We start from the raw sequence: 15,853 nt of genomic DNA on the forward strand, positions 1-15,853 counted from the left end.
GGTGCGGCCGGGAACGACGTTGGTATGGCCGACGATTGGCACCCTACGGCGAACTTGGAAATGCTCGTCCGCCGCGCCGAGCTGTTTCGCTCGGTGCGGCGATTCTTCGACGAGCGACGTTTTCTCGAAGTCGATACGCCGTTGCTTTCGCACGATACGGTGATCGATCGGCATATCGATCCGTTCCGGGTGTACGATCGTGATGCGTTACCGAGCGATCACGACAGGCCGCTTTTCCTGCAAACCTCTCCCGAGTTTGCGATGAAGCGTCTGGCGGCTGCCGGTGCCCGGGCGATCTATCAGATCACGCATGCCTTTCGACGGGGCGAATGCGGCGCCCGTCACAATCCGGAATTCGCTATTCTCGAATGGTATCGGGTCGGTGACGATGCAGCGAAAGGAATGGCGCTGCTGAGTGATTTGGCCGAGCATCTGTTTCGTCGAGGACCGGCCGAAATCGTGACGTATCGCGATGCCTTTCGACGCTTCGCCGGTGTCGATCCGTTCGCCTGCGGAGGGGAATCGAACGACGATTTGATGCAAGCGATCCGCGAACGGCAGATCGTGTTGCCCGACGGCTTCGACGTGTCGGACCGTGATGCCTTACTGGATGTTCTCTTGGTCGAGTGCGTGCAGCCGAACCTGGGAACATCCCGGCCGGTGATCCTTTGTGACTATCCGCCTTCGCAAGCTGCGCTTGCCGTCGTCCGTGAGGGTGATCCGCCGGCGGCCGAGCGATTCGAGTTGTTCGTCGACGGTGTCGAGTTGGCGAACGGCTACCACGAGCTGCGTGATCCGGCGGTGTTACGAGTTCGACAGCAGGAAGCGAACCGCGCACGCGGCGCCGACGGTAAACGCCCCTTGCCGGAGGAGAATCGATTGCTCGCGGCGATGGAAAGCGGTTTTCCGCCGTGCGCCGGAGCGGCGATGGGATTGGATCGTGTGCTCATGCTGCAAACGGGAGCGGCCGATATCCGCGAGGTGATGCCGTTTCCGTTCGATCGCGCGTGATGCCCGGCCGGGGACGGCGCATAAGAAAACCGCAGGGAATCGCCTGCGGTGAGAATCGTGCAGCGTGCGACGTCGCCCCTCAATCGACGATGGTTCCCTCGACGGGGCTGCTGGCGGTCGCGTACAGTTTCTTTGGGATGCGACCTGCCAGGTAGGCCAGGCGTCCCGATTCGGCGGCCAATCGCATGGCACGGGCCATCCGCAGCGGATCTTTGGCGTGCGCGATACCGGTATTCAAGAGGACGCCGTCGACCCCCAATTCCATGGCGACGGTGACGTCGCTGGCCGTACCCACGCCCGCATCGACGATGACCGGATAGTCCGGATCGCCGTCCTTGAGGTATTCCAGGCAGATGCGAATGTTGTTCGGGTTCAAAATCCCTTGACCCGAGCCGATGGGGCTTCCGGCCGGCATGACGCTGGTGGCACCGGCTTCTTTCAATCGTCGGGCGGTGATCGGATCGTCGGTGGTATACACGAGCACTTGGAAGCCGTCGGCGACCAACTGTTCGGTCGCTTTCAGGGTGGCCACCGGGTCGGGCAGAAGCGTTTTTGTGTCGCCCAAGACCTCCAGTTTTACCCAGTCGGCACCGGGGTTGCCCATTTGACGCAGGATCTCTCGCCCCAATCGCGCCACGCGAACTGCATCTTCCGCCGAAAAGCAACCGGCGGTGTTGGGCAGAATCGTATATCGCTTGGTATCGATGAAATCGAGCAGGTTCTTGCCTTCGGCGTCGATCAACCGCTCACGGCGGACGGCGACGGTGATGCACTCGGTGCCGGAGATGTCCAACGCTTGCTGCATCAACTCGTAGGTGGCGTACTTTCCCGTCCCCACGATCAATCGGCTGGAGAACTCGTGGTTACCGATACGCAGGGGGGTGTCGTCCGGAAGTGTCGACATGGCGATATCATCCTCCACCGACCAAGGTGACGATTTCGATGCGGTCGCCTTCCGCCAGGATCGTTTGCGCGTGCTGTTCGCGTGGCACGACTTCGAGGTTGTGTTCGACGGCGACGAACTTGTCGGCCAAATTCAACTCGCGCAGAAGTTGCGCGACGGTCGTACCTGAGGGAAGCTCTCGTTCTTCCCCATTCAATCGAACACGAATCGTCGTGGGCGACATGGCGTAAACCGGTTCGAAGGCTTGAAGACCGTCGCCGACGAATACCGGCTTCGTGTGAAAGGGCCGTCGGCGACACGCTGCGGAAACACCGTCTGGGGACGATTCCCTCGACGATGTCCCTCATTTTAGAGGGGGGGCGTCGGAGTGTCCATCGGCGCATCGTCAAAGGCTGCCGATCCGCATGGTGGTCGGACGAAAAAAGCCGTCGGCCTTCGAGGGACGACGGCTGGCGGATCCGACACCGATGGGCGTCCGATCATTCAGGACGCAAGACCACGGCCGAGAATTGATCGGCCGCCCACAAGGTCAGCGGTTGGGCGAAGGGACGGTTGGCCGCGTGATTTTCGGGAGACCACGGGACGGCGTACGCGAGTACGATTCCCGTGTTGGTTTCGGCGATATACACGACCGATCGGCCGGGACGCACCGATCCTGCGGCTCCGCGACGCAGATCGGCATATCCGGTCACCATCACGTAGTGCGGCGTTTTGGGGAGTTGAATTTCGGGCGTGGGTTGGACGGCCGTGTTGCGCCGACCCGCGTTCGCTGCGCGGATCTGCGTATTCTTCATCTGAATGACGCTGGTGAGGTCTTGCAGGACGTTGGCGTTGTACAGGGTTTGGAAGTCCCGCGTTTGGTTCGAGACGACCGCCCCGCGCAACTGACCGGTGAGGAAGTCGAGGAAGAAGAAGGCCTCGGTGTTTTCGTCGACCGGTCCGGTCGCGATGGCGAAGTTTTCGCCGCCGTCGGTGGCGACCGCGTGAATCGGGGTTTCGGGCCAGAAGCGGCCGGCCGCCCAGCCGAGAACCAGGCTGAGTACCAGTAAAAGCCCGCGACCGGTCCAGGAATGTCTCCAGCTCATGGGTTACCTCCTCGTTGTCCGCAACGTCTTGAGATGAAATTTCGAACTCGAAGGGCGAGTCCGCTTGTCGATAGGCCGAAACTGCGGCTGATTTTAGCCGGTTTTCTTGTCGGTTCCCATAACAATTGGACGGGAGTGAAGGCGAGAAAGTTCTGCCCCCGTCGAAAGAGGGGGTTCTTCTTGCGGGAGGCAGATCGGGCTCATCATGGAGGGGACTTCGACGGCCTCGATCGTGTCGGCTACTTGCAAACCGGGGCGAAATCGTTATAAACGCCGTCGGTAGGGTGACAGAAATCGGCGTCGGCCGGGGGGAATATGTGCGTTTTCCCATCCCCGACGGCCCTCGGTTGCTCCGGATCGTACGTGGCCGGTGCCGAGCGGGGTTCTGACAAGCCGACAAGCTGGTCGCAAAGTTTGCTTCATTGCTTGCAAAGGAGTTGGTTATGCAAACGATCAATGTGGCGCTGATCGGTCAAGGCTTCATGGGCCGTTCGCACTCGAACGCCTGGGGCCAGGTGAACAAGTTCTTCAAGCCGCCTATCAAACCGGTCATGCACACGGTTTTCGGCCAACCCGAAGAGAATCCCGAGGCCTTTGCGGCCAATTGGGGCTGGCAGAATGCGTCGACCGATTGGGAAGCGTTGGTCAAGTCGGATGAGATCGGGCTGGTCGACATCGTGACGCCGAACTACATGCACGCGCCCGTCGCCCGCGCGGCCATCGCGGCCGGCAAGCACGTCTCTTGCGAAAAGCCGATCGCCGGTACGCTCGCCGACGCCCGCGAAATGGTTGAGGCCGCCAAGAAAGCGAACGTGAAAACCTTCGTGTGGTTCAACTATCGGCGTTGTCCGGCCGTCGCCCTGGCCCACCAGTTGGTGAAGGAAGGGGCGTTGGGCGAAATTCGCCACGTGCGGGCGGCCTACCTGCAAGATTGGGCCGATGAAAACGTGCCGCTGTTGTGGCGGTTCGACAAGAACCTGGCCGGCTCCGGCGCGCACGGCGACTTGAATGCGCACATCATCGACATGACCCGCTTCGTGACCGGCATGGAAATCACCGAGATTGCCGGAGCAATCGCCCACACCTTCATCAAGGAACGCACGTTGCCCACCGGCGTGGCCACCGGCGGAATCGCCGAAGGGCGTCAAGGTGCCGGCGGCAAAGGCGAGGTCACCGTCGACGACACCGTCTTGTTCCTGGCCCGATTCTCGAACGGCGCGGTCGCCAGCTATGAGGCCGCTCGTCAGGCAACCGGAAACCAGAACCGCAATATGTTCGAAATCAACGGTACGAAGGGTGCCTTGAAGTTCGATTTCGAGCGGATGAACGAGTTGTGGTTCTACGATGCGACCGTGCGGCGGGCCGTCCAGGGATGGACGAACATCATGGTCACCCACGGTGCCGATCATCCCTACGTGGCGAACTGGTGGCCGGATGCCCACATCATCGGTTACGAGCACGGCTTCACGAACCAGGCGTACGACATGATGAAGGCTATCGCCGGTGAAGAGCCCACCGTTCCGTTGCCCGACTTCGAAGACGCCTACCAGACGCAACGCGTCCTCGAGGCGGCGTTGATCTCGGCGGAAGAACGCCGTCCGGTGAACATGGACGAGGTCAAATAGCACCGCGATTCACCCCTCGGTCGATTCTTCAGCCGGGAGCGTGCCGAAAAAATGTGCCGCATGCAAGGTCTTCAAGGGCCTGCATGCGGCACGTATGTTTCTTGCGATGACGATGCGCGGTAGCTTGCCGGCGTGTTGCCGGTCAATCGCTGCGACGATTGGCCAGCATCAGGTAATACAGCAGCGTCAGAATGGCCTGAAGCGTCGCGGCGACGTAGGTCAATGCGGCTGCGTTCAACACGCGATTCACGTAGACCATGTCGCTTTCGGGAACGATCCCCAAGGCTACCAGTTGGGCTTTCGCCCGCGAACTGGCGTTGAATTCGACCGGCAAGTTGACCAGTTGGAAGAACACGACGCCGGAGAACAACGCCAAGCCGATCAATAGCAATGGTTGAAAACTGAAGAGCAACCCCACGAAAAACAGCAAGATGCCCACATTGCTCCCGAACCCGGCCAACGGAACGGCCGCGTTGCGAACCACCAACGGCAGGTAGCTGCGGGCGTCCTGGATGGCGTGTCCCGCCTCGTGCGCGGCGATTCCCACTGCCGCCAATGAACGGCCGTTGTACACGTCGGGACTCAACCGCAGCACTTTTGCCCGCGGATCGTAATGGTCGCTGAGAAAACCGCCGACCATTTCGACGCCTACGTCGTGCAGCCCGGCCGATTCGAGAATATGCTTGGCCGCTGCGGCTCCGCTCAACGGCGCCGGAACACGAGACGCCTTCGCGTACGCGCTTTTCACCATGAACTGGGCCCACAGACCAAGCAGGAGCGCCGGCCCGATGATGATGAAATACATAGGATCGAAGATAAACATGGCTCGTTCCGGTTTGGCTTTCGTGAATTGGGTGGTTTTCGGATTCGACGTATAGTTCCGGGGGTTCGTTACAGGATTTCGGAACGCCGGGGGCGATATCTTTTGCCGACTTCTGCGTCGTCTCGCCGCTCGTTACGATGCACCCTGCAACATATCTTTCCAATTATACCGCTTTCGCACCGCGGGAGTTCGGCGAGTGCCCTATCGAATGATTCGTTTCCCGGCGAAAAGAATTGTTGCCGAGCTTGGACACCTTTCGACCAAGCTGATCGGAACCGTTCAAAGAGCAGTCGGCCGTGAAGAAAAACGAAACGAGCCTCGGCACCGTTTACGGCATGGTGCTGCGAGGCTCGCAGGGCAGGGGACCTGATCGGCCGCAAGCGACCGACTATCGGCATTCGGTTGGCGGACGCCGACGAAAGATCATCGGCGGTCGAGTTTCCTCTGCGGTTTCGGCTGACGTGCGATCAGTCGCGATAACGCGGGCCGCTGTACGCGAAGTGCATCGCCGGAGGGGCTGGGCGGTGCGGCGGTTCGGCGGTCCGATAGGCGACACACGCACACGGACATTGCGATTCACAACGGCTGATCAACAACGGACTGGTCGGTCGAAAGGGGACCGCGGCGGTCTGCGACGGCGAACGACTACCGTCGGCGGGATCGTTCGAATGCGGGCGGGAATTCATGACGCATACGACTCCAGCAAGGGGAACGTTCGGATTCTCTACACGCAAGAATCCACAAGCGGCGATGGTTGGCGGGGAATCAAAGGCGGGGAAAGGCAATCAACCTTCGCACTCCAAGCTGACGTTGCGTCCCGATGTTTGTCAATTTATTTCAGGAGAATTTGGCAGATATCGCCCCCCAATGCAGGCGTTATGGACGACATCTCTGTGGATTGCTCCGGAAAGCACCCCACTTAGAGGTGCAGCGAAAGTTCTGTCGTGGGGTGATCAATGCGAGGGGATCGCGAGCTGTGCTGCCGGCCTTGTCGCGGACGCGTCGACGGGCGGTGAGCGGTCCCGAACAATTGGCATCCGGACGCTACGCGGTTTATGATAAGAACGAAACGATACGAACGGCTGCGAATCCCGTCGCCACTGCGTCCTCCGGTTTCGCGGTCGCATCCGTTGCTTGCCTTTCGCTCTTTTCGGCTCTATCGGCCGAGCGAGCGCCCGACAAACCGTCCCCATCCTCGGCTTTCCCTCGATATCCCGTGATACGGAAGGAGTGTTTCATGCGCCCGTCCAACTCGATTTCCCGCCGTAACGTGCTGAAGGCTGCAGCCGCCGTCGCAGCGGCGCCGACGATCATTCCGGCCACCGCGTGGGGGACGGAGGAGAAGGCCCCGCCGAGTGAACGCGTCACGCTGGGGCATATCGGTGTCGGTGGTCGCGGCGGTGGATTGTTCCGCGGCTTCCAGTCGTGCAAAGACGCCCAATCGGTCGCCGTTGCCGATTGTTATAAAGACCGTCGGGAAGCGATGGCAAAGGCGATCGGCGGAACGGCCTATGCCGACTTTCGGGAGTTGCTCGCACGTGAGGACATTGATGCGGTCGTGGTGGCCACGCCGGATCATTGGCACGTGCCGATCGCGATCGCGGCCGCAAAAGCCGGGAAAGACGCCTACGTCGAAAAGCCGTTGGGTGTGAGTGTCGAACAGGACCTCGTGTGTCGCAAGGTGTTTCAAGAAACGGGGCGTATCTTCCAGTACGGTACACAGCAGCGGAGCATGGCCCACTGCCGATTCGGCTGCGAATTGGTGCGTTCAGGCAAGATCGGTGAGTTGAAAGCCCTTGAGGTCGTGGCTCCCGACGGTGGGGCGGGCGGTTCGACCGAGCCGACCGATCCGCCGCCGACGCTCGACTACGATATGTGGATCGGTCCGGCCCCGATGAAACCGTTCACGGCCGACCGTTGCCATCCGCCGGGGACGTACTGGATCTATGACTACTCGATCGGCTATCTGGCCGGTTGGGGGGCGCATCCGCTCGACATCCTTATTTGGGGATGTGACGCCGACCTGGCCGGGCCGATGACCTTCCACGCCAAGGGCATGATTCCCGACAAGGGCCTGTATGATACCGTCATTCACTGGGACGTGACGGTCGAAATGGGCAACGGGCTGACGATGACCTTCAAGCCGGGGCGCGACAGCACGAAATTCATCGGGACCGAAGGTTGGGTCGAAATCTGGCGCGGCGGCATCGACGCCGAACCGAAATCGTTGCTCGATCTGAAATTGGGCCCCGACGACTTCCATTACCCGGTCAGCCCGCGGCACGATCAAAACTTCATCGACGCCGTGAAATCGCGCAAGCCCGCCATTACCTCGATCGAAGAAGCCGTTCGCTCCGACGTCATCAGCCACATGTGCGACATTGCCGTCCGCACGGGCCGCCCGATCACTTGGGACCCCAAAAAGGAAGAGATCGTCGGCGACGAAGAGGCGTCGAAGATGCTTCATCGCGACATGCGGGCACCTTGGACGTTGGAAGGGTAAGCGCGCAAGAACCGGGATACGAAGGCGATCGTGGGGCGTCTTCGCAATGCCCCACAAGCTTCACATGTTCTCAGGAGATGCGGCAGCCGAACGGGTTTTGTTTCGGCTGCCGTTTTCTTGCTGCGGGGGGAAAGGAATAACCCGGGGCGACCGGGGCTCGTTGCGGGGCGGCTCTCTGTTCAAACGGGGCGAGATGCACAACACTAACAGTTTTGCCGTTCGGGGCAGCGTATCGCGACGGCGTGGAATCGTCCCGCACCCGGCGCAGCGACGACGAACGGAAAATCACTTCGTCGATCAGGACGCCGGAGTCTACGATTTCTCGATCGGACACGACCTAGACGATGGAAAACCTCCTTTCGATTCACTGGTGGCATTGGCCGGCGTTCCTCGGCTTGGTGATCGTGCTGTTGTTGGCCGATTTGGTCGTGTTTCACCGGCACAGCGAGCGACCTTCGCTCCGGCAGGCCGCCTGGTGGAGTTTCGTATGGATTGCGCTGGCCTTGATCTTCAACGCTTTCGTGTGGTGGTGGGGATGGTATCAGCACGGTACGTCGGAAGCCGGTGTCAAATTTCTCACCGGATACGTCGTCGAAAAATCGCTCTCGGTCGACAACCTGTTCGTGTTCGCCGTCATTTTTCAATATTTCGGCATCGATCTACGCTACCAGTACCGCGTACTGTTTTGGGGGGTGCTGGGGGCGATCGTAATGCGGGGGCTCTTCGTCTTTGCCGGTGTCGAATTGATTCGAATGTTCGATTGGGTCATGGTCGTGTTCGGCCTGTTTCTGGTTTATACCGCCGTCAAACTGGCCTTCAGCGACGACGAACAGGTCGAGCCGGAAAAGAATTTCATGCTGCGCATTGCCCGCCGATACTTTCGAATAACCGACCGCTTGCACGGCGAACGGTTCTTCGTTCGCCTGGACGGCTTGTGGTACGCAACACCCCTGTTGCTGGTGTTGCTCGTGATCGAAAGCAGCGACGTGTTGTTTGCCGTCGACAGTGTTCCGGCCGTGTTGGGGGTTTCCCGCGACCCGTTCATCGTGTATTCGTCCAACATTTTCGCCATTTTGGGCTTGCGGGCGCTCTATTTCTTGTTGGCGGGAATGCTGGATCGGTTCGAGTACCTGCAATTCGGATTGAGCGCCGTGTTGGGGTTCATCGGCGTGAAAATGGTCGGTGAATACGCGGCCGAGAAATGGTTCGGGCATCACGGACACTTGATCGGGCCGTGGTGGTCGTTGGCGATCGTGGGGGGCATCTTGACGTTGTCCGTCTTGCCGGCCTTTTGGAAGCGGGGCGGCCCGGCCGATTCACTATCGGAACGGAACGGTGAGCCGTAGAAACGCAAGGAGGAAACACGAAATACGATGACCGAGCACGTGATCCGTTTGCGGCGGCCGTGGCAGCGGTTGCGTCTACCCACGGTCGGGGCGTGGCGACGCGTCTTTCATCGTCCGACGGGATTGGGGCCTTCGGAACGTGTATTCTTGCAACTGGTCCGGCCGACCGGTTGCGGGGTGATCTGGTTGAACGGCAGCCCGCTGGGCCGATGGGATGCCGAAGCGGAGGGCTGGAAGTCGGATGTGACCGCCCGACTCGAACCGGAAAACGCGTTGCTTCTGGTGACGACGTCGGATCAGAAACCGGCCGCTCCGGATAGGCCGGCCGCTGCCGATCCGAACGCTTTTCTTCAAACGTTGGGCTTGTCGGCCGACAAACCGGCGGCCGAGCTGGTGGACATGTATGCGAGGCTGGATCAACTCGCAGGCGCGCTCGCGGCATCGCCGGTTTCCGGCTCGGGCGGATTATACACGTGGTTCCAAGTGGACGAAGAACCGACCGACGTCCGACTCGTTATCGCGACCACATGACCCCCCATGCGAGTGGCCTCGTGTCTTGCCAATCGCCGGCCGGAAACCTACGGTGGATTGGAGAGGGCGGAATTGTCGAAACAATCTCGGCGGGCCGTCCGGTTCGCCGAAGGGAAGTCGCCCCGGCTTTCCACGCTGCTGAAGGGCGTCTGACGCAAAGGGGCCATTGGATCGGGGACGAATCATGCAAACCGTCAACGTGCGGATCGCGACCTGGTGCTGCCTGTTGATCGTCGCCGGAACGTCGCGTATCGCGAGGGCGCAACCCTCCTCGGGCAGCGAGGTATCGGGCCTCGCGGCGGCTGCGGCGATCGAGTCGGCGATGGTTCAGGCGATCGCCCGAGCCGAGCGTTCGGTGGTTGCGATTGCACGCGTTCGGAACAACGTGGGAACGAGCGTGTTGGGGCTCGAGCCGCGTCCGAACCCGTTCGGCGGGGCCGCGCGGTTGCCGACTCCGGCCCAACCGACCGATCCCGATTTCCAGGCGGGCGATTACCTGGCGGGCGTGATCGTGGATCCGCGAGGACTGATCCTTACCACCTATCGCGGATTGGGTGAAAACTACGATTATTACGTGACCACGCACGATCGCCGCGTGTATCGTGCGTGGATCAAAGGGGCCGATCCTCGCAGCGACCTGGCCGTGTTGCAGATCGAGGCGAGCAACCTCGTGCCGATCCGTTTCGGCAATGCCTCGACGTTGCGGAAGGGACAAATCGTCATCGCGTTGGGTAACCCGTTTGCGATCGCCCGCGACGGGCAGGCATGTGCCTCGTGGGGAATCATCGCCAACCTGGGCCGAAAGGCACCGCCGCTTCCGTCGACCGAGGAGCCGACCGGTAAGCCCACGTTGCACCATTTCGGCACGTTGATCCAAACCGATGCCAAGCTGAGCATGGGAACCGACGGCGGCGCTTTGATCAACCTCAAAGGCGAGATGGTCGGCTTGCTGACCTCGCTGCCCGCCGTTGCCGGGTTCGAGTCGGCTGCCGGCTACGCCTATCCGGTCGACGACACGTTCCTGCGGGCGGTGGATCGTTTGAAACGCGGCGAGGAAGTCGAGTACGGCTTCTTGGGCGTTCAGCCTGAAGACCTTTCGTTGGATGAGTTGGTCCGCGGCATGCAAGGCATTCGCGTGGATCGCGTCGTACCCGGCGCGCCTGGTGATCGCGCGGGATTGCGTCCACGGGATGTGATTCTACGCGTGGACGGCCGGCCGATCTACGACAAAGACGGGCTTGTGCTGGCGGTGGGGCAATTGCCGGTCGATAAACAGGTCGACCTGGACGTGCAACGCGAAGGTCGCATGGTCAAGGTATCGGCCCGTCTTACGAAGTATCCGATCCGCGGCAAGCCGATCGTCACCGTGCCGCCGCGGCGGTGGCGTGGAATCCAAGTCGAATACACGACCGCGATGCTCGATTCGGAGGAGATCGGTTTGTGGGGATTGCCGTTGGACCGCGACGCCGTTTTCGTCGTCGATGTCGAGCGCGATAGTCCGGCATGGAAGGCGGGACTGCGCCGCGGCATGTTGATTGAATCGGTAGACGGTCGGTCCGTTCGCACGCCCAACGAGTTTTTTGCGCAGGTTCGGGGGAAAAAAGGTGAAGTGGTCGTCGGGCTGGTCGACGACGGTTCCCGCGATTTCCAACCGACCCGTCGCATTCCCGCCCCTTAGTCGGTCGGTTGGCCTTCGGCGGCACGTTTCGACTTTGGGCGACTTGGTCGATCGCTCTCGTGATCGCCCGATCCGAGCGTTCGCCGTTTTCGTCTCACTTTTCAGGCTTGTCGACAGCCGATATGATGACAAATTCGGCTGTTTTGCGTCCCGTCGACGTGGTTTTGTGACCCCTTTCACGAGGTCCCGGGCGGGTGGCGCCTGTCTTCCGTGTTCCTGCCAGCAGGTCGGGATTTGATCATGAAAACCGACGAATTGCGTGAAAAATACTTGCAGTTTTTCGAGTCGAAAGGGTGTGTGCGTCGGCCCAGCGACGTGCTCGTTCCTCGATGGGATCCTTCGGTGCTGTTCACCCCGGCCGGGATGAACCAGTTCAAGGACCATTTCTTGGGCCGCTGCAAGCTGGAATTCACGCGGGCGACCACCTGCCAAAAGTGCTTGCGAACCGGCGACATCGAGAACGTCGGCCGCACGGCGTATCACCACACCTTTTTTGAGATGCTGGGGAACTTCAGCTTCGGCGACTATTTCAAGCGCGAAGCGATTCTATGGGCTTGGGAGTTCCTGACCGACAAGAAATGGTTGGGATTGGATCCCCAGCGGCTTTCGGCGACCGTTTATTTGGACGACGACGAAGCGGCCTCGATCTGGATCGACGAGGTCGGTCTGCCGCCCGAGAAAGTGACCCGCATGGGCGAAGACGAGAATTTTTGGCCCGCGAACGCTCCCAGTCAGGGCCCCGATGGGGTTTGCGGTCCGTGTTCCGAAATCTACTACAAGACGGACCACGGCGAGGTCGAGATTTGGAATTTGGTGTTCACGCAATATAACCGCGTCGGACCGCCGCCGAACAATTTGCGCCCGCTGCCTAGCCGGAACATCGATACGGGCATGGGGCTCGAACGCACGGCTGCCGTGCTCCAGGGAGTCGAATCGAACTTTCACATCGACATCCTCCTGCCGCTGGTAGAAGCGGCGGCTGAGGTGTGTCACATGAAGTACGATCCGGCTTCGGACGACGGACGCCGCTTGCGTCGCATTGCCGATCACATCCGCGCCTGCACGTTTGCCATCCATGAGAATGTGACGCCCTCGGCGAACAAGCAGGGGTATGTCATTCGGCGATTGTTGCGTCGCGCGCTTTTGGATGGGCACCGCTTGGGGGTGCGCGATCCGTTCCTGTTCCTCTTGGTGCCCAAGGTCGCCGAGTTGATGAAAAACCCGTATCCGGAACTCGGCGAAACGATCGAGCGGGTAAGCAACGTCATCAAGGCCGAAGAGGAGAACTTCCTGGGCGTCATCGAAGGGGGGCTGGACAGGATCGAAAAGATCTTCCGTCAAATGGAGGCCGAGAACCGCGGCGTCGTATCGGGCGAAGAAGCCGCAGAGCTGTACCAGACCCACGGTTTCCCGCCGGAGCTGTTCGAGGCGATCGCCGCCGAGCGAAAATTCACCTTCGACTGGGAAGGGTATCGCCGCGAAATGGAACGCCACGGGATCGAGTCGGGCGCCGGACAACGCAAAGAGTTGTTTGCCACCGGGCCGCTCGATTCGCTCAAGAAGGCCGGTTTGACGACCGAGTTCGTCGGCTACGACCGACTCGAAGTGGGCGACGCACAGATCATCGGCGTCATCGCCGACGGACGGCTGTGCGAGTCGATCTCGGCCGAAAACGGTGAAGCCGAGGCCGTGCTCGTCCTGGATCGTACCCCGTTTTACGGTGAAATGGGCGGTCAGGTCGGCGACAAGGGAGTGATCGAAAGCGGTGACAATCGTTTCGTGGTCGACGATGCGCAAATCGACGGCGACTTCGTGCTTCATCGGGGGCGGTTGGTAAGCGGCACGTTGAAACGCGGCGGGACCGTACGGGCGATGGTGGACGAGCCGAATCGGCAGGGGATTCGCCGTGCACATAGTGCAACACACCTGTTGCACGCGGCCTTGCAAAAGGTCCTCGGAAAGCATGCCCAGCAGCAGGGATCGAAAGTCGACAACGATTGGCTGCGATTCGACTTCGGGCATCATGCCGCCCTCACGAAGGCGGAATTGCAGCAGATCGAAGACGAGGTCAACGGCCGCGTACTCGAAGCATTGCCCGTCGAATGCCGGAAGATGCCTTTGGAGGAAGCTCGCCGGGCCGGCGCCATGATGCTCTTCGGCGAGAAGTATCCCGACGAGGTCCGAGTCGTCTCCATCGGCGATTACAGCAAGGAGTTGTGCGGAGGAACACACCTCGACAACGTGGGACGCATCGGGCTGTTCAAGATCATCGGCGAAGAGAGCGTCGCGGCAGGGGTGCGGCGGATCACGGCGCTCACCGGTCGCAAGGCGTTGCAACATGTGCGCGAGACGGAAGCCGTCCTGCAGCGCATCTCGGCCGCCCTCAAGTCGCCGGTTGCGGAGCTGCCTCGACGGGTGGAGAACCTAGCCGCCGAGGTTCGCAAACTGAAGAAAGAGTTGGCATCGGGCGGTCGCGCATCGGGCGTTTCGGTCGACCGGTTGATCGAAGACGCGACCGAAATTGCCGGCACGAAGGTGATCGTCGCCCAGGTCGAATCGGCCAATCCGGCCGCGATGCGAAACCTGATCGACCAAGTGCGACAACGCATGGGAGATTCGCCTTGGGTGTGCCTGCTGGCCGGCACGAGCGACGATGCCGTGACGCTGGTTGCCGGTGCGCAACGCGAGCTGACCAAAAAGGGCGTCCACTGCGGGAACTGGGTGAAAGAGACCGCCAAGGTCGTCGGCGGAGGCGGTGGAGGACGCCCCGACATGGCGCAGGCCGGAGGGAAGCAACCGGAAAAACTGCCCGAAGCCCTGGAGAAGGCCCGGGAAACCGTCGCCGCAATGTTGCAATAGGCCTAAATAGGGATACGGCTCCCCTCGTCAGTGTCGGACGCCTGGTCGGGTGGGGCAGCGTCGGCATCGGTTGACATCAGGATGGGCCGCGTCTACCATTAGCGGTTTCGGACGACAGACGTATGCCCCAACCAGAGGGGCATCGTCCGGTGCTTCTGCTGCGAAGATCGCACGCAAGTGGCGTCGTTTTCAGCGAGAAAACACGTCGAAACGGGATCGATTCCCCTAGCGGGGGTGAAACCATCCATCGTGACCCGCCGGCAGGGCGGGTAACAAAACACATTTTCAAAGCGTGGTCGGAGTGTTGATCCAATGGCTGTTCCGAAACGTAAGCAAAGCAATGCCCGCACCGGTTCGCGGCGCGCACACGATCACTTGAAGCCGAAGCAGTTGGCGAGTTGCCCCGAGTGCGGTACCGCTGTGCCGACGCACGTCGTGTGCCCCAATTGCGGACATTACATGGGGCGCAACGTGGTGGACATGGAGACGCAACGGAAATAGGCGAGGCGACCTTTGAGCAAGATTGCCTTTCTGTTCCCCGGGCAAGGGGCGCAATTCGTCGGAATGGGACAGCGGCTTTACGAGTCGCTGCCTGCGGCACGTCGCTTGTACGACCAGGCGGGCGAGATACTCGGCTACGATCTGGCGAAGCTGTGCTTCGAGGGACCGGCCGAAGAACTCGATTCGACGGTCATCAGTCAGCCGGCGATCTTCGTCACCAGTTTGGCGGCGCTGGAGTGGCTGCGACACGAGTCGCCCGATGTCGTGATGAGCTGCGAAGCGGCCGCCGGTCTCAGTCTTGGTGAATACACCGCGATGGTGTTCGCCGGGGTCATGAGCTTTGAGGACGGGCTGACGGTCGTGCAAAAACGCGGCGCGGCGATGCAGGAGGCCTCCGACGCGACCCCAGGCGGAATGGTCAGCGTGCTCGGGCTGGAACGCGTCGAGGTCGAACGCTTGTGCAACGAGGTCCGCGGTGACGATATCCTTCAGATCGCGAACCTGTTGTGCCCGGGGAATATCGTCGTTTCGGGCACGCTCGAGGCATGCGAACGAGTGGCCGAAAAGGCCGAGGCTTTCGGGGCCATGAAGGCCGTACCGCTGGCCGTGGCCGGGGCTTTTCACACGTCGATCATGAAGCCCGCCGACGAACGGTTGGCGGAAGCGTTGGCCGAAGTATCGTTGCAACGGCCGCGGATTCCCGTGATCTCCAACGTCGATGCGCAACCGCATGACGATCCGGAAGAGATCCGGCAGTTGTTGATTCGGCAGGTCGTGCAACCGGTGCTCTGGGAAGAGGGCGTTCGGCGGTTGCTCAAAGAGGGCTTCGATTGCTTCTACGAAGTCGGACCCGGCCGGGTGCTGCGCGGATTGATGCGGCGAATCGATCGCAGTGTGACGTGCCAGACGGTCAACGTGTAACCCGCGATCAGGGACGCCGGCCCGCTGCGGTGCGGTGCGGTGACTCGGTGTGAAACAAGGCGAATT

14 protein-coding genes are annotated in these 15,853 nt (G+C 61.0%); 9 read left to right on the forward strand and 5 right to left on the reverse strand.

Features of this window, described 5'->3' with window-relative positions; translation table 11 throughout:
* Nucleotides 1-24: 24 nt before the first annotated feature.
* On the forward strand, nt 25-1,011 hold the full coding sequence (gene epmA, locus ACYQ2I_RS05385; RefSeq protein ID WP_460165974.1) for an EF-P lysine aminoacylase EpmA: 987 nt from the start codon (nt 25-27) through the stop codon (nt 1,009-1,011).
* Between the two features lie 79 nt (nt 1,012-1,090).
* Here epmA and ACYQ2I_RS05390 read toward each other — a convergent pair whose 3' ends face one another.
* From ACYQ2I_RS05390 to ACYQ2I_RS05400, 3 genes are all read right to left on the reverse strand, one after another.
* Nucleotides 1,091-1,915, reverse strand: coding sequence for a thiazole synthase (locus tag ACYQ2I_RS05390; protein ID WP_460165975.1), 825 nt, complete (start codon nt 1,913-1,915; stop codon nt 1,091-1,093).
* 7 nt (nt 1,916-1,922) lie between these two features.
* Entirely contained in the window at nt 1,923-2,138 is a 216-nt protein-coding gene (gene thiS / locus ACYQ2I_RS05395) for a sulfur carrier protein ThiS (protein WP_460165976.1), read from the reverse strand.
* A gap of 256 nt (nt 2,139-2,394) precedes the next feature.
* On the reverse strand, nt 2,395-3,000 hold the full coding sequence (locus ACYQ2I_RS05400) for a hypothetical protein (RefSeq protein ID WP_460165977.1): 606 nt from the start codon (nt 2,998-3,000) through the stop codon (nt 2,395-2,397).
* Nucleotides 3,001-3,443: 443 nt separating this feature from the next.
* On the opposite strand from ACYQ2I_RS05400, the gene ACYQ2I_RS05405 reads away from it, so the two are divergent.
* Complete coding sequence (locus ACYQ2I_RS05405) at nt 3,444-4,625, forward strand: Gfo/Idh/MocA family protein (RefSeq protein ID WP_460165978.1); 1,182 nt, start codon at nt 3,444-3,446, stop codon at nt 4,623-4,625.
* 142 nt (nt 4,626-4,767) lie between these two features.
* On the opposite strand, the gene ACYQ2I_RS05410 is transcribed toward ACYQ2I_RS05405, so the two are convergent.
* Together ACYQ2I_RS05410 and ACYQ2I_RS05415 are read right to left on the reverse strand one after the other, a co-directional pair.
* On the reverse strand, nt 4,768-5,448 hold the full coding sequence (locus ACYQ2I_RS05410; protein WP_460165979.1) for a zinc metallopeptidase: 681 nt from the start codon (nt 5,446-5,448) through the stop codon (nt 4,768-4,770).
* 467 nt (nt 5,449-5,915) lie between these two features.
* A complete protein-coding gene (locus ACYQ2I_RS05415; protein WP_460165980.1) occupies nt 5,916-6,134 on the reverse strand; it encodes a hypothetical protein in 219 nt (72 codons plus the stop codon).
* 551 nt (nt 6,135-6,685) lie between these two features.
* Between ACYQ2I_RS05415 and ACYQ2I_RS05420 the strand changes: the two genes are divergently transcribed.
* From ACYQ2I_RS05420 to fabD, 7 genes are all read left to right on the forward strand, one after another.
* The gene (locus ACYQ2I_RS05420; protein ID WP_460165981.1) at nt 6,686-7,951 is read left to right on the forward strand and encodes a Gfo/Idh/MocA family protein; all 1,266 of its coding nucleotides are present in this window, start codon (nt 6,686-6,688) and stop codon (nt 7,949-7,951) included.
* Between the two features lie 344 nt (nt 7,952-8,295).
* A complete protein-coding gene (locus ACYQ2I_RS05425; protein ID WP_460165982.1) occupies nt 8,296-9,297 on the forward strand; it encodes a TerC family protein in 1,002 nt (333 codons plus the stop codon).
* Between the two features lie 27 nt (nt 9,298-9,324).
* Nucleotides 9,325-9,828, forward strand: a complete 504-nt coding sequence (locus tag ACYQ2I_RS05430) for a hypothetical protein (RefSeq protein WP_460165983.1) — start codon at nt 9,325-9,327, stop codon at nt 9,826-9,828.
* Between the two features lie 184 nt (nt 9,829-10,012).
* The gene (locus ACYQ2I_RS05435) at nt 10,013-11,506 is read left to right on the forward strand and encodes a S1C family serine protease (protein ID WP_460165984.1); all 1,494 of its coding nucleotides are present in this window, start codon (nt 10,013-10,015) and stop codon (nt 11,504-11,506) included.
* Nucleotides 11,507-11,746: 240 nt separating this feature from the next.
* The gene (gene alaS, locus ACYQ2I_RS05440) at nt 11,747-14,365 is read left to right on the forward strand and encodes an alanine--tRNA ligase (RefSeq protein WP_460165985.1); all 2,619 of its coding nucleotides are present in this window, start codon (nt 11,747-11,749) and stop codon (nt 14,363-14,365) included.
* A gap of 312 nt (nt 14,366-14,677) precedes the next feature.
* Nucleotides 14,678-14,866: a 50S ribosomal protein L32 gene (gene rpmF, locus ACYQ2I_RS05445; RefSeq protein ID WP_460165986.1), complete on the forward strand. Its 189-nt coding sequence runs from the start codon at nt 14,678-14,680 to the stop codon at nt 14,864-14,866.
* 12 nt (nt 14,867-14,878) lie between these two features.
* Complete coding sequence (gene fabD / locus ACYQ2I_RS05450; protein ID WP_460165987.1) at nt 14,879-15,787, forward strand: ACP S-malonyltransferase; 909 nt, start codon at nt 14,879-14,881, stop codon at nt 15,785-15,787.
* Nucleotides 15,788-15,853: the final 66 nt, after the last annotated feature.

This window comes from Thermostilla marina (assembly GCF_054657455.1).

Bases quoted from the DNA above. Each gene is read 5' to 3' on its own strand.
- ACYQ2I_RS05425 (WP_460165982.1), top strand. From the start codon at position 8,296: ATGGAAAACCTCCTTTCGATTCACTGGTGGCATTGGCCGGCGTTCCTC.
- thiS (WP_460165976.1), bottom strand. From the start codon at position 2,138: ATGTCGCCCACGACGATTCGTGTTCGATTGAATGGGGAAGAACGAGAG.
- ACYQ2I_RS05410 (WP_460165979.1), bottom strand. From the start codon at position 5,448: ATGTTTATCTTCGATCCTATGTATTTCATCATCATCGGGCCGGCGCTC.
- ACYQ2I_RS05390 (WP_460165975.1), bottom strand. From the start codon at position 1,915: ATGTCGACACTTCCGGACGACACCCCCCTGCGTATCGGTAACCACGAG.
- epmA (WP_460165974.1), top strand. From the start codon at position 25: ATGGCCGACGATTGGCACCCTACGGCGAACTTGGAAATGCTCGTCCGC.
- ACYQ2I_RS05400 (WP_460165977.1), bottom strand. From the start codon at position 3,000: ATGAGCTGGAGACATTCCTGGACCGGTCGCGGGCTTTTACTGGTACTC.
- ACYQ2I_RS05405 (WP_460165978.1), top strand. From the start codon at position 3,444: ATGCAAACGATCAATGTGGCGCTGATCGGTCAAGGCTTCATGGGCCGT.
- ACYQ2I_RS05420 (WP_460165981.1), top strand. From the start codon at position 6,686: ATGCGCCCGTCCAACTCGATTTCCCGCCGTAACGTGCTGAAGGCTGCA.
- alaS (WP_460165985.1), top strand. From the start codon at position 11,747: ATGAAAACCGACGAATTGCGTGAAAAATACTTGCAGTTTTTCGAGTCG.
- rpmF (WP_460165986.1), top strand. From the start codon at position 14,678: ATGGCTGTTCCGAAACGTAAGCAAAGCAATGCCCGCACCGGTTCGCGG.
- ACYQ2I_RS05430 (WP_460165983.1), top strand. From the start codon at position 9,325: ATGACCGAGCACGTGATCCGTTTGCGGCGGCCGTGGCAGCGGTTGCGT.
- ACYQ2I_RS05435 (WP_460165984.1), top strand. From the start codon at position 10,013: ATGCAAACCGTCAACGTGCGGATCGCGACCTGGTGCTGCCTGTTGATC.
- ACYQ2I_RS05415 (WP_460165980.1), bottom strand. From the start codon at position 6,134: ATGAATTCCCGCCCGCATTCGAACGATCCCGCCGACGGTAGTCGTTCG.